The organism is Bradyrhizobium sp. LTSP885 (assembly GCF_000938305.1).
Classification (GTDB): domain Bacteria; phylum Pseudomonadota; class Alphaproteobacteria; order Rhizobiales; family Xanthobacteraceae; genus Bradyrhizobium.
The window spans coordinates 409,409-422,149 of sequence record NZ_JYMT01000021.1; the positions used below are offsets into that span (position 1 = coordinate 409,409).

9 protein-coding genes are annotated in these 12,741 nt (G+C 64.8%); 4 read left to right on the forward strand and 5 right to left on the reverse strand.

Annotated features, from left to right (window positions below):
- Positions 1-47: 47 nt before the first annotated feature.
- On the reverse strand, positions 48-1,253 hold the full coding sequence (locus tag UP09_RS15845) for a CaiB/BaiF CoA transferase family protein (protein ID WP_044539094.1): 1,206 nt from the start codon (positions 1,251-1,253) through the stop codon (positions 48-50).
- 205 nt (positions 1,254-1,458) lie between these two features.
- Entirely contained in the window at positions 1,459-4,467 is a 3,009-nt protein-coding gene (putA, locus tag UP09_RS15850) for a bifunctional proline dehydrogenase/L-glutamate gamma-semialdehyde dehydrogenase PutA (protein ID WP_044539095.1), read from the reverse strand.
- Positions 4,468-4,582: 115 nt separating this feature from the next.
- On the opposite strand from putA, the gene UP09_RS15855 reads away from it, so the two are divergent.
- The 3 genes from UP09_RS15855 (at position 4,583) to UP09_RS15865 (ending at position 7,981) form a co-directional block, all read left to right on the forward strand.
- The gene (locus UP09_RS15855; RefSeq protein ID WP_044539096.1) at positions 4,583-5,047 is read left to right on the forward strand and encodes an Lrp/AsnC ligand binding domain-containing protein; all 465 of its coding nucleotides are present in this window, start codon (positions 4,583-4,585) and stop codon (positions 5,045-5,047) included.
- A 91-nt stretch (positions 5,048-5,138) separates the two neighbouring features.
- Positions 5,139-5,789, forward strand: a complete 651-nt coding sequence (locus UP09_RS15860) for a hypothetical protein (RefSeq protein ID WP_044539097.1) — start codon at positions 5,139-5,141, stop codon at positions 5,787-5,789.
- Between the two features lie 98 nt (positions 5,790-5,887).
- Entirely contained in the window at positions 5,888-7,981 is a 2,094-nt protein-coding gene (locus UP09_RS15865; protein WP_044539098.1) for a tetratricopeptide repeat protein, read from the forward strand.
- A 164-nt stretch (positions 7,982-8,145) separates the two neighbouring features.
- Here UP09_RS15865 and UP09_RS15870 read toward each other — a convergent pair whose 3' ends face one another.
- The 3 genes from UP09_RS15870 to UP09_RS15880 all read right to left on the reverse strand — a co-directional run bounded on the left by UP09_RS15870 (position 8,146) and on the right by UP09_RS15880 (position 10,801).
- A complete protein-coding gene (locus UP09_RS15870; protein ID WP_044539099.1) occupies positions 8,146-8,346 on the reverse strand; it encodes a cold-shock protein in 201 nt (66 codons plus the stop codon).
- 306 nt (positions 8,347-8,652) lie between these two features.
- Entirely contained in the window at positions 8,653-8,961 is a 309-nt protein-coding gene (locus tag UP09_RS15875; RefSeq protein WP_502689055.1) for a hypothetical protein, read from the reverse strand.
- Positions 8,962-9,064: 103 nt separating this feature from the next.
- A complete protein-coding gene (locus UP09_RS15880; protein WP_044539223.1) occupies positions 9,065-10,801 on the reverse strand; it encodes an adenylate/guanylate cyclase domain-containing protein in 1,737 nt (578 codons plus the stop codon).
- A gap of 215 nt (positions 10,802-11,016) precedes the next feature.
- Between UP09_RS15880 and UP09_RS15885 the strand changes: the two genes are divergently transcribed.
- Complete coding sequence (locus UP09_RS15885) at positions 11,017-12,576, forward strand: glycosyltransferase family 39 protein (protein WP_044539224.1); 1,560 nt, start codon at positions 11,017-11,019, stop codon at positions 12,574-12,576.
- The last annotated feature ends 165 nt before the right edge of the window (positions 12,577-12,741 follow it).

A 12,741-nucleotide genomic window follows, 5' to 3' on the forward strand; every position in this document is an offset into this window, starting at 1 on the left:
CCGCAAGGGCGGGGCGAGGGAGAACAGGCAGCATTAGCTTGACGTGACTACGCCACCGCGCCCGAGGCGCGCAGCTTCTGGATCGTGGCCTCGTCGTAGCCGGCCTGCCGCAAAATCTCGTCGGAGTGCTCGCCGAGTTCGGGCGGCTTGCGCGGCTGCACCTTTTTGGCGCCGTCGATGAAGATCGGGCTGTTGACGGTCAGCATGGTGTCGTTCTCGAAGCGCACCAGCACCTCGTTCTCGATCATCTGCTTGTCGGTCGGGATGTCGTCGAGGATGCCGACGACGCCGAACACCAGGCCATTGCCGTCGAGGATCTTGCGCCATTCGGCGAGGTCCTTGCTTGCAAACACCTCGTCGAAGATATTGATCAGCTCGATCGAGCGCGCATGGCGGTCCGCCTTGGTGGCAAAACGTTGATCGGTGACGAGGTCCTCGCGGCCCATGCAGCGCGCCAGCGTCGGCCATTGCCGCTCCTCGTTGAGCAGCGACAGGATGACCCAGCGGCCATCCCGGCACTTGTAGTGGTTGGTCACGGCGTTCAGCGCCTCTTGGCGCGGCTTGCGTTTCTTGAACTTGGCGCCAACCAGCTTGGCCTGCGCCAGCACGCCATTGGCCCAGACGCCGTTGGCCATCAGATTGGTCGAGACGTGCGAGCCCTTGCCGGTCTTCTCGCGCTGGAACAGCGCGGTGACGATCGCGCCATAGAACGCCATCGCGCAGGGGTGATCGCCCATGCCGGCAACGGAACGGGCCGGGGTGGTGTCCTCGTCGGCACGCACCAGGTCCATCAGGCCGGAACGCGCCCAATAGGCGTTGGAGTCGAAGCCGGGCTTGTTGGCCTCTTCGCCCTTTTCGCCGTAGCCGGTGAAGGACGCGTAGACCAGCCGGTCGTTGAGATGGGCGAGATGGTCGTAGGTGATGCCGAGCTTCGCGCGCACCTGCGGCGGCATGTTGGTGATGAAGACGTCGGCCTCCGCGACGAGCTTGTAGAGCACTTGTTGCGCATCCGGCTTGGTGAGGTCGAGCGCCAGGCTCTTCTTGTTGCGCGCCTCCAGCATCCACGCGAAATTGTGTTCGCTTGCCGGATAACCCGGCAGGTTAGGCAGATTCCGGTAGGGATCGCCAGCGCCCGGCGGTTCGATCTTGATGACGTCGGCGCCGAAGTCGGACAGCACGGTGGCAGCCGCGGGCGCTGCGATGAAGCTCGCGCAGTCCAGGACCTTGAGCCCGTCAAAAATGCCTTTTTCCATCGTGCCGTCGCTCCCGTGCGCTTGTTGGTCTTTTTCCGGTGGCTGGAATTACCGCGTGCGATGATCCCGATCGAGCCGCTATTTGACCTATGTCAGGGGTGTGGCGCAACGGCGTCATTCCGGGGCGATGCGAAGCATCGAACCCGGAATCTCGAGATTCCGGGTCTGGTGCTCGCGCACCATCCCGGAATGACGGTGGATATCGTTACTCCATCCCCGCCATCAGCGCCGCATTGCCGCCCGCGGCGGCGGTATTGATCGTCACCGTCTGTTCGGTGGCGAAGCGCGCGAGGTAATGCGGGCCGCCGGCCTTCGGGCCGGTGCCGGAGAGGCCGCTGCCGCCGAACGGCTGCACGCCGACCACGGCGCCGATCATGTTGCGGTTGACGTAGATGTTACCGACCTGCAAGCGGTCGATCACGTCCTCGACCGTGTCGTCGATGCGGGAGTGGATGCCAAGCGTCAGCCCAAATCCGGTCGCCTCGATCGCCGTCAGAACCTCGCCGAGTTTGTCGGCCCGGTAGCGCACCACATGGAGGATCGGACCGAACACTTCTTCCGTGAGTTGGGCGGCGTCAGACAGTTCGAAGATATGCGGCGCGACGAAATTTCCGGCCGGCGCCTCGCCGGCGAAATGCACGCGCGCCTGCTTTTTCATCCGCGCGATATGCGCGTCCAGACGCTGCTTTGCCTCGACATCGATCACCGGCCCAACATGCGTGGACGGATCCGAGGGATCGCCGAGCTTCAATTCGCGCGCCGCACCCGCGATCATCTCGATCATGCGGTCGGCGACGTCGTCCTGCACGAACAGCAGCCGCAGCGCCGAGCAGCGCTGGCCTGCCGAACGGAAAGCCGACATCACGACGTCGTCGGCGACCTGTTCCGGCAGCGCGGTCGCGTCGACGATCATCGCATTGATGCCGCCGGTCTCCGCGATCAGCGGCACAATCGGGCCGTCCTTGGCCGCCAGCGTCCGGTTGATCGCGCGCGCAACCTCCGTCGAGCCGGTGAAGACGACGCCGGAGACCTGCTTGTGTGCGACCAGCGCCGCGCCGATCGCACCATCGCCCTGGACGAGGTGCAGCGCTGACGCCGGCACGCCGGCCTCATGCAGTAGCCGGATAGCCTCGAGCGCGACCAGCGGCGTCTGCTCGGCCGGCTTTGCGATCACCGGGTTGCCGGACATCAGCGCGGCAGTGACCTGGCCCAAAAAGATCGCCAGCGGGAAATTCCACGGCGAGATCGCGACGAAAGCGCCGCGACCGCGCAACGTCAGGACGTTGTTCTCGCCCGTCGGGCCAGGCATCGTATCGCCGGCGCCGAACAGTTTCCGCCCGAGTGCCGCGTAGTAGCGGCAGAAATCAGTCGCCTCGCGCACTTCCGAGAGCGCGTCGTCGAGCGTCTTGCCGCCCTCGCTCTGCAACAGCGCAATGAAATGCGCGCGACGCTGCTCCAGCAGGTCCGCGGCCTTGTCCAGGATGTCGGCGCGGCGTCCGGCCGGCATTGCGTTCCAGGCCTTGAAGCCGCGGCGTGCTTCGGCGACGGCTGCATTGGCCTGGTCCAGTGTGAATGCGGTGACCGTGTGAGGCGTTACCGTCTCGGCGGCAATCGCCGATGTAACCCTCTCGAGCGCGGCGCGGTCGCCGAACTCGATACCGCGCGAATTCTCGCGCTGCGGCCGATAGAGATCGGCCGGCAGCGGAATCTCGGGATGACCGGCGTTGCCGTCAGTGCCGATGATCTCGGCGGGGCGGCGCAAGAGGCTTACGATCGGCACCTTGTCGTCGGCTGCGAGCGCGACGAAGGAGGAGTTGGCGCCGTTCTCCAGCAGCCGCCGCACCAGATAGGCGAGCAGGTCGCGATGGCTGCCGACCGGCGCATAGGTGCGATAGGCGATCTCCGGCCTGTCGTCGCTGAGTTGCGCATAGAGCGCTTCGCCCATGCCGTGCAGGCGCTGGAATTCGAAGCTCGTGGCATCGTCGGCTAGTTCGAGGATGGTCGCGACCGTCAGCGCGTTGTGGGTGGCGAATTGCGGAAACAGCCGCGGCCGCAGCGCGAGCAGTTTTCGCGCGCAGGCGACGTAGTTCAGATCGGTCATCGCCTTGCGGGTGAAGACCGGATAGCCGTCGAGGCCGCGCTCCTGCGCGCGCTTGATCTCGGTGTCCCAATAGGCGCCCTTGACCAGGCGCACCATCATTTTCCGGTTGAGGCCACGCGCCAGCGCATCGACGTAATCGATCACCTCAGCGGCGCGCTTCTGATAGGCCTGGATTGCGAGGCCAAAGCCGTTCCAGCCGGCGAGCGACGGCTCGGCGAAGGCGGCAGCGAGCACGTCGAGCGACAGTTCCAGCCGGTCGGCCTCCTCGGCATCGACGGTGAAGTTGAGGTCGAATGCCTTGGCGCGACGCGCCAGATCGACCAGGCGCGGCACCAACTCGGTCATCACCCGCGCGCGGCTCACCGCCTCGAAGCGTGGATGCAGTGCGGACAGCTTGACGGAGATGCCGGGACGTTCGGGCAGGGGACGCGAGCCGGCCGCGTGACCGATCGCCTCGATCGCGCGGGCGTAGGATTCGAAATAGCGCTGGGCGTCGTCGGCGGTGCGGGCGCCCTCGCCGAGCATGTCGAAGGAATAGCGCGGGGCGCGGTCCGAACGCGATTGCGCGCGCGCCAATGCCGCCGCGATGGTCTCGCCGAGCACGAAATGGCTGCCCATCAGCCGCATCGCCTGCCGGGTCGCTGCGCGCACCGCCGGCGCGCCGAGCCGCTTGGTCAATCGTCCGATCGTGCCCTGCGGCGTCTCGCCAGGCTGGATCACCCGCGCCGACATCCCGAGCGCCCAGGCCGATGCGTTGACCAGGAACGCGCTCGACTTGGTCTCATGATGGACGAAGTCGCCCTGGCCGAGCTTGTCCTCGATGAATTGGTCGGCGGTGCGGGCATCAGGCACCCGCAGCAGGGCCTCCGCCAGCACCATCAGCGCCAGCCCCTCCTTGGTCGAGAGCGCGAACTCGCGCAGCATGTCCTCGACCCCGCCGAACCGATCGTCATTGGCCCTGATCGCTTCGATCAGCCGCGTCGCGGTGCGATCGATCCGTACCTCCCGGTCCGCGTCTAGCCCGGCATCCTGCAGCAGGCGGGCGGCGATAGCGGCATCATTGGGCGCGTAGGGTGGGCTGAACAGGGGCGGGAGGCGATCGGCGTCTGGCATTGGCGGTTCCTTCTGCAATCACGGGAACACCTACGCGCTCATGAACCGTAGTTCGATAGACAAATTAGCAGGTTTGCCTTAGAAGATAAGGATAAACTCGAGATATTCCGGATATATGACAGATATTGACAAGATAGACCGCAAAATCCTCTCTATTTTGCAAGGAGATGGCCGGATCGCCAATGTCGAGCTGGCGGAGCGCATCGGATTGTCGCCCACTTCGGTCGGCGAGCGGCTGAAGCGGCTGCAGCGCGACGGCTTTGTCGAGGGCTATGGCGCACGGCTCAATCCGCATTTGCTCGGGCTGGGCTTGCTGGTGTTCGTCGAAGTGTTGCTCGACAAGACCACGCCCGACGTGTTCGAGCGGTTCGCAAAGGCGGTCCAGACCGCACCGGAAGTGCTGGAGTGCCACATGGTGGCCGGCGGCTTCGACTATCTGGTCAAGGCGCGGGTCGCCAACATGACGGCCTATCGCCGGTTCCTCGGCGAAACCCTGCTGGCGTTGCCGGGCGTGCGCGAGACGCGAACCTACGCCGTGATGGAAGAAGTCAAGCGCGACGCGCCGCTGCCGGTCGGCTGAGATCGTCGTGATGTGATCTACAGCCATGCGTCGGGCGTATTGGCATCTCGATCCGCCCGCGCTAATTCTGCTGCCAGTTGGGGCAGTGACAATGAAAGACGCCGATCAGCCGATAAGAGCGGGGCGGGCCGCATTCGCTGGCGCAGTTGCTGCCATCGTTCTGTCGTTGCCATTGGTCACGACTGCCGCCGCAGCCGAGCTCAGCGCCGGTCAGGCGCAGCTTTATTCCTCGGTCACGATCTATCCACCATCGGCAACGACGATGACGGTCTGCTACGGCTTCGTTTGCCGGCGCCGCGAGATGCTCAACTTCACCGCTGGCGACAAGGCGGCGCTGAGCAGGATCATGGCTGGCGGCCGCGCCAACGCCGCGGCCGAGCGCGCCGCGGTGCAGAAGGCGGTGATCTGGCTCGACCGCCACATGGGACCGATCCTCGGCACCGACAAGCGCGTGGAGAAAGCGGACTTCCGCGCCAACGACGACAAGCACAATTACGATTGCTGGGACACCACCCGCAACACCACCAGCCTGATGCTGGTGATGCAGGCGTGGAACCTGTTCAGGTTTCATGATGTCGGTGATCCCCATTATCGCGGATTTCACCTGATGCAGACGCCGCACAACACCGCTGTCCTGGTCGAGCGCGCGACCAAGGTGGAATGGGCGGTCGACCTCTGGCCGCGCGGCTATCTGCAGCCGCCTGACGTCATGACCGTCGCCCAATGGGTGACGGAAGATTGAACTGCTGAATTCCGCTGCCGCGCCGCCCGCGCCGTGGCGTTGCACCCGCATTGATTGTAGGGATACAAAAAGCGCTCAATCGGTGCCGGGGCCGGGACATGCAGTCACACGTGAGCTGTTTTGATACCGCGACGCGCGGCGCTTATCTCCATCTGTTTCTGGCTGGCGTGCTGCTGCTGTTGTCCACGGTATCGATGCCGGCGCACGCCGGCGACCTCGAGGATTGCAATGGGCCGGCGCAGGACAAGGTCGAGGCGGCCTGTTCGACCATCATCGACGATGCCGCGCGCTCCGCGGAGGACCGGACCAAGGCCCTCGCTGGCCGCTCGCGCTTCTATGTCGGCCGCGGGAAAGCCGATCAGGCACTTGGTGATGCCGAGGCCGCGCTGCAACTGAATCCGCAATTCGTGCCGGGGTTGCTCGCGCGGGGCTACGCGCGGCAGCGCAAGGGCACCCTCGATCAGGCCCGTGCCGATTTCGACCGCGCTATCGAGCTCGAGCCGAAGAACGCGATCGCCTTCCTGGCGCGCGGCAATCTGCGCAACGACCAGCGCGCCTGGACGGAGGCACTTGCGGATTTCGACCAGGCGATCGCGTTGCGCCAGGATATCCCTGCTGCCTATGTCGGGCGGGCGCGAGCGCATGTCGAAGCCGCGCAGCTCGATGCAGCGCTGTCCGACGTCAATACGGCGCTCGCGATCAATCCGAACACCCAGAACGCATTCTACTGGCGCGGTCAGGCCTATCGCCGCAAAGGCGACGTCGATCACGCGATCGAGGATTTTTCGCGCGCGGTCGCGCAGGCGCCGCAGACCGAGCGCAACGCCTATTTCGCGCGTGCCCAGCTCTACAGCGCCAAGGGAGATTACGTGCGGGCCATTGCCGACTTCGACAAATTGCTGTCGTTCATTCCCGACAACAAGGAGGTCCAGCAGCAGCGCCAGCAGGCGGTGGCCATGCAGGCCGAACTGGCCAAGGCCGGCACCACGACCACGCCCGCGCCGTCACCGGCCGCACCGGTTCAGGCGGCACCTGCCGCTCCGATAGCCCCGCCGACCGCGCCGGTCACGGCGTCGACCAACCAGCAGATCGACCAGGCCAAGCAGTTCCTTGCGCAGCACAATTATGCGAACGCTATCGTTCCCCTCAGCCAGGTGCTGGCAGGCGATCCTCGCAACGAGCCGGCGCTGCGGCTGCGAGTCGTGGCCTATACCGGGCTCGGCCGGCGCGCGGAAGCGCGCAACGACATCAACGACCTGCTCAAGCTCAAGCCGAACGACGCGCCGTTGATCGCTTTTCGCGCGATCATCGCGGTGGGACTTCGGCAGTTCGACGACGCGATGGCCGACGCGGCGCGCGCCATTGCGCTGGATCCAAACAATGCGATGGCTTATCTCGGCCGCGGCATGGCCAAGGCAGGCACCGGCAAGGCGCAGGATGCGCTTGCCGACTACGATCATTCGATCGCGCTCAACGCCAAGGATTCGCTGGCCTTCACCGAGCGTGGACTCGCCTATGTCAGCCTCAACCAGACCGACAAGGCGATGCTGGATTTTGACCAGGCGCTGGCACTCTCACCGACCAACCTGCTGGCGAAATCCTGGCGCGGACTGGCGCTGATGTTGAAGGGCCGCACCGACGAGGGGCTGGTCGACATCAACGGCGTGCTGGAACGTATCCCCACCGACCCGACGGCGCAGCTCGGCCGGGCGCTTGCGATGTTGACCTCGGCCCAGTACGACCGCGCCGTGGCGGCGTTCGGCCAGATTATCGACAAGGTGCCCGCCGATCCTTTCGCGCACGTGCTGCGGGCGCGGGCCTATCTCGGTCTGAAGAAGACCGACGACGCCATGAAGGATCTGAATTTCGTCCTGGCGAGCCGGCCGGATTATCACGACGCGTTGACGCTGCGCGGCATCGCCTGGTCGGCGCAGCGCGACTACGCCAAGGCGGTCGAGGATCTCGACCGCTCGATCGCGCAGAAGGAAACCGTGGAGAGCCTGTTCGCCCGTGCCAAGGCGCACGAGGCGCTTAACCACCCCGGCAAGGCGACCGACGATTTCCGCAAGGCGACGCTGCTTGCGCCGTCGAGCGTGTTCGACGTGCTGGCGCAGGCGGAGTCCAAGCGCAAGATCCAGGAATTGTCGAAGAAAGTGCCGTGCGGCTCCGGCCAGGGCGGTACCTGCCTCTGACGTTCACAGACGTCGCGCGCGTCTCCGTGCGGCCGTCAAAACTCAACGTCACGGCGCGCAGGCGCTGTGCCCGCCCCGCCGAACGTCACCCTCTCTGGTTTGGTGGATCGGCCCCACCCCCGGATGGCGTCCGAGAGTGCGCCGTTGGGTCTGGCGCTGACGCGCTAGACCTTCAGGTTTTCGGCTGAACTCTTGCCGCGATTTGCAACCTCGTCGTACTCGACCGTCTGGCCTTCATTGAGCGACTGAAGGCCAGCCTTCTGAACTGCTGAAATATGCACGAAAATGTCTTTGCCGCCCGATGCGGGCTGGATGAAACCATAACCCTTGGTCGGGTTGAACCACTTCACTGTACCTTTGGGCATTCCAGTCGTCTCCGCGGAATCAATCGAAATCAGACCCGCCGATCCCCGCACAAACCGGCTTGTCCGTACTGAGCAGGATAGCAGTTTGCAAAAAGCTGGGTAGATCAAACGATGGTGTGTTTTTGCCCGGAAACCCCCGGCTTTGCGGGACTCCGGTGCCGACCTGCCTGTTTCGTGGTCAATTGATGCGTCGCAAAATCGGACGGTTTCCGGCGCCAAGTGGCTCCGAAGGTCGCTCTTGCGTAACAACGAAAAGCCCCGGCCGCGTCGGCGACCGGGGCGTTTCGATCGAGCCGGAAGGTTCGATCAGTACGCGCAGACATTCACGGTGCGATAGCGATAGCCGTAGGGCGTCGGCACCAGGCGGGTGACGTAGCAGCCGGTATCGACGAAGCCGACGCCAACGCCGAAGCCCGGGCCCCAGTGATGATGCCAACCGCCGCCGCCCCAGCCGCCGCCCCAGCCGAACGGCTTGGCGGAGGCAGCAGTCGGTGTAAGTGCGACGGCGGCGAGGGTGGCGGCAGTGGCGAGAGCGAGAGTGACTTTGCGGAACATGGTGGTCTCCTTCAAATGCGCGTTGAGCTCTGTCGCGGCGCGGGTTGCAGTGTTACCCATCGTCCGTCAGTCGCCCCCTCGCGAGCGCGGGTTCGAGCTCAGTTGCTGAACGCCCATTCAGGTGTGCGGCAGATCACAGTCGGTGGCAGCGGCGCCGAACCTGTCAGGCCGCAACTGCACGCTCGTCGCTGACGAGCGCCGACAAGACGTGTGTCTGTTTCACCGTGCGCACGGTCATCGGTTCATCGCGGCCGCGGATTGCGACCTCCTGCGCAGGCAATGCGTGGTCGGCAAGTCCCGCGGTGACGCGCACTTCGTCCGAGATCACGGCTTCGCAGGCCAGGCTCTTGGTCATGTCCTGCAGCCGTGCCGCGACGTTGACCGCATCGCCGAGCGCGGTGAACACCATGTGGTCGCGGTAGCCGATGTCGCCGACGATCACCTCGCCGCCATGGATGCCGATGCCGAAGCGGATCGGCTCATGCAAATCGTGGCTGAGGAACTGGTTCAGCTCGTCGACATGGGCTGCGATCAGCGCCGCCGCGCGCAGCGCCTGGCGGCAGGCCTGCTGTCGGCCCGTAGCCAGCCCGAACAGCGCCAGCATGCCGTCGCCGATGAACTGGTTCGGCCGTCCGCCGGATTCCAGCACCGCCTGCGACACCGCGCCAAGGAAACGGTTGACGATGAACACGGTATCGAACGGCAGCCGTTTCTCGGCGAGTTGCGTCGAGCCGCGCATGTCGACGAACATGCTGACGAGATAGCGCTCCTGGCCGATCCGTGTCGGGTTTCCGGCATGCCCATCCGCCGACATCGTGTGCGGCAGGAAAAGCTGGAAGAAGGAGAGGTCGGAATTCGGCCGCAGCTGGCAGGCCAGCCGGATCGATGGATCGTCGCTGCCGACCCGGTGCAGCACGAAGGCCTCGCGCGGCGAGGGTTCGGGCAGCGAGGCGGCGTCACCGATGATGCGAATGCGGCAGGTCGAGCAGCGCGCGCGGCCGCCGCAGACGCTGGCATGCGGCACGTTGTTGCGCAGGCTCGCCTCCAGCACGCTCAATCCCTTCGGCACCCGGACGGTGCGTCCGTTGCCGTAGGACAGTGCGATCATGCCGCCGCGGCGCTCGAGCAAGGCGCGCGCGCCGCGCGCGATAACGACGAAGCCGAGCAGGCCGAGATAGCCGAACGTGAGACCGCCGGTGATGCGCTCGAGCATGTTGCCTTGGGCCGCCGTGCCGAGCTTCTCGACCGACAGCTCCTGCTTGCGCCAATCGGGATCGTCATAGTCGGAGATCATGGCGCGGCCGCCCTGGTAGATGCCAAGCATCGCCAGCGTCGGGATCAGCACCGCGGCAGCGAGCAGCCATGGCGCGGCACGCGTGAAGAACGGACGCAGCCGCAGCCAGAAGTACAGCCCGATGCAGCCGTGCACCCAGGCGATTACCATCACCGCGAGCGTCTGCCACAGCCGGTTCGGTGACGCGATGAAGAAATTGTAGAGCTCCTGCGGGTAGAGCTTTTGATGCCCGTAAAGCGAATAGCCGAGCCGCACTCCGACGATGTGGAAGATGATCAGCATCGGGATGCTCAGGCCGAGCACGAGCTGCAGCGGCTCGATCGCCTTCCAGCGGAATTCGCGGCGCTGGTACAACGCATAGATGCCGAGCGCGGTGTGCACCAGGCAGGCGCCGTAGAACAGGATCGTGACTGGCAGGAACCGCCAGAACATCGTGTGATAGTGGACACCGGTCGCCAGCGCCTCGGTCGAGATGTTGCCCAACGCATGGTTGAGGAAGTGGCTGACGAGATAGGCGAATATGATCGTGCCCGAGACCAGGCGCACCTGCCGCAGGCCGACGCCGCGGACCATCTCCTGAAAATGCTCGCGCGAGGGGGAGGTCATGTGATTCATGATCGGCAATCTAGTGATTAATTCCCGCGGTGAACACCACCACCGGACCGTGCCGGGGTGATAGCGGGTGCCGGCACACGTTGACACCCCCTCAAGAGTCGAACAGAAAGCGCCCCGTGACGATAGCCCCAGCCGATAACATCAACGTCAAGCCGGCCCGTTCGCGCGGGCCCAATTGGGCTGGCGTGGTGGCTGTGATCGCGGCGATGACCGCGATGCGGCTGGTCTATGCCTCCGTGCTCGATCTGCGCACCGACGAGGCCTATTACTGGACCTGGTCGAAGGAGAGCGTGCTGTCTTTCCTCGACCATCCTCCCATGATCGCCTGGTTCATCCGGTTCGGCACCGCGATCTTCGGCGACACCAATCTCGGTGTCCGCTTCAGCGGCGTCGTGGGCATGCTAGTTACCCAGCTCCTGCTCGCCGACATCGTCCGGCGCGTCACACGCAATAATGTCCGCGCCGTCATCCTGGCGCTGCTGCTGCCGGAAGCCGCGCTCTATTACGGGCTGTTGATGGCCAAGGTCGCCCCCGACACCGCGCTGATCCCGTTCGCGGTGGCGATGCTGTGGTCGCTGGTGCTGACAGCGCAAAGCAATGACGGACGCTGGTGGCTCGCCGCTGGCCTGTTTGCCGGGCTGTCGCTATTGTCGAAATTCACCGCGATCATGCTGATACCGGCGGTAGCAGCCTTTGCGCTGGTGCCGGACTGGCGGTGGCGCTGGCTGCGCAGCCCATACCCTTATCTCGCCGCTCTGATCGCGATCGCCGTATTCTCCCCGGTGTTGATCTGGAATGCGCAGCACGATTGGGCCTCGTTCCGCTTCCAGGCGGTGCGCGCCATCGCCGATCACGGCTTCCTGCTGCGAACTGTCGGAGAGTTCATCGGCATCCAGTTTGGCCTGGTCGGCTTCGTATTGTTGCCGGTGACGCTGTTCGCCACGGTGCTGATGGCGTGGCGCGGCTATCGCGGTCGCGAGCCGGTCGCGATCCTGCTGTCGACCGCGGTGATTGTACCGTTCGCCTACTTTCTCTGGAAGTCGCTGACCTTGCGGGTCGGCGACACCTGGCCGATGTTCCTGTGGCCCGCGGGCTTGGCGGCCGTTGCGATCAACGTCACGCGGATGCCGTTCGAGGGCTGGTCGATCCGGTTGGTCAAATCCACCGTGTTCTGGGCGCGGACCGCGGTGACATCAGGCATCGTGTTCGTCGTCTGCGTCTTCCTCTATTCCGCGGTGGCGCCGTGGAATCTGATCGGCCGCACCGATCCTGTTGGCATCGAGGCCGGCTATGATGTGGTTGCCGCGCGCGTGGAAGCACAATTGCAGGCCACCGGCGCGACCTGGGTCGCGACCACGGATTATCGCACCTATGCGATGCTGCGCTGGCTCCTGAAGGGCCGTGTGCCAGTCGTCGAAATCAACGAGCGCGGTCGCTTCCAGGGCTTTGCCGATCCCGGCATGAGCATGATCAAGGATCATATCGGCCTTTATGTCGGGCGTGAGCCGGAGAACACTCTGCCGCTGTGGAATGAGACGACAGCTGTACGCCAGCCGCTCGAACGCGTCGAGCGCAGCTGGCGCGGCATGGTGATGGATATCTATTCGCTGGAGAAGATCAGCGGCTGGACCCCGAACCTGTCGCCGCCGCCGGACACGACGTTCTTCCGCTGGCGTGTGCTGGCGATGCTGCTTCCTTCTCCCCTTGTGGGAATGCCATCAGGCTCAGACAAGTCCGGACCGTGGCGCGCGATGTCGTCAGGGTAACAATGGCTCCGGATTGATCGGCTAGCTAGGCCGCGACGCCCTTAGGTACGACCGAGACGATCCAGCGCATCGGAATGCTGGACCTGTCTTCCTTGACTGAACGAACCATCCCTGTGACCGGCAACCCATTTAACGTCAAACGCGCCTTTTCGCCCCGGTATTGGG

Coding starts and splice junctions, on each gene's coding strand:
- UP09_RS15885 (WP_044539224.1), top strand. CDS start 11,017: ATGACCGCGATGCGGCTGGTCTATGCCTCCGTGCTCGATCTGCGCACC.
- UP09_RS15865 (WP_044539098.1), top strand. CDS start 5,888: ATGCAGTCACACGTGAGCTGTTTTGATACCGCGACGCGCGGCGCTTAT.
- UP09_RS15880 (WP_044539223.1), bottom strand. CDS start 10,801: ATGACCTCCCCCTCGCGCGAGCATTTTCAGGAGATGGTCCGCGGCGTC.
- UP09_RS15855 (WP_044539096.1), top strand. CDS start 4,583: ATGACAGATATTGACAAGATAGACCGCAAAATCCTCTCTATTTTGCAA.
- UP09_RS15860 (WP_044539097.1), top strand. CDS start 5,139: ATGAAAGACGCCGATCAGCCGATAAGAGCGGGGCGGGCCGCATTCGCT.
- putA (WP_044539095.1), bottom strand. CDS start 4,467: ATGCCAGACGCCGATCGCCTCCCGCCCCTGTTCAGCCCACCCTACGCG.
- UP09_RS15845 (WP_044539094.1), bottom strand. CDS start 1,253: ATGGAAAAAGGCATTTTTGACGGGCTCAAGGTCCTGGACTGCGCGAGC.
- UP09_RS15875 (WP_502689055.1), bottom strand. CDS start 8,961: ATGGGTAACACTGCAACCCGCGCCGCGACAGAGCTCAACGCGCATTTG.
- UP09_RS15870 (WP_044539099.1), bottom strand. CDS start 8,346: ATGCCCAAAGGTACAGTGAAGTGGTTCAACCCGACCAAGGGTTATGGT.